This window comes from Poinsettia branch-inducing phytoplasma str. JR1 (assembly GCF_000309465.1).
Lineage (GTDB): Bacteria > Bacillota_I > Bacilli_A > Acholeplasmatales > Acholeplasmataceae > Phytoplasma > Phytoplasma pruni.
The window spans coordinates 1-295 of record NZ_AKIK01000001.1 but is presented as its reverse complement, the minus strand read 5'-3'; the positions used below and the strand labels follow the sequence as shown (position 1 = coordinate 295).

General features: G+C 22.0%; 1 protein-coding gene. It reads right to left on the bottom strand.

What is annotated here, in order from left to right:
- A partial coding sequence (locus tag ON17_RS00005) for a hypothetical protein (protein ID WP_017191414.1) occupies positions 1 to 197 on the bottom strand: 197 nt, incomplete at its 3' end.
- Positions 198 to 295 lie beyond the last annotated feature (98 nt).

Genomic DNA, 295 nt, shown 5'->3' with positions numbered 1-295 from the left:
TTTTTCAATAAAAAAAATTTAATAGTGTTATTTTCTAAAGCTTCAGGATAATTATAAATAACTTCTCTCATTCTTTTAAATAAAACATAAATAAGTCCATTGTCAAAATCAATACGAGTAACAACTCCTATTTCTTTTTCGTTTTCAACTTTTACTCTTCGGCCGATGAGACGATTATCATTATTATGTAAAGCCATATATCTACCAATTTATCCTTATTTCGGTAACTTTATGTTAAAGAATTATAAAGAAAAACAAAACATTTTATATAATTATTTTTTAAATTTTTCTTTAA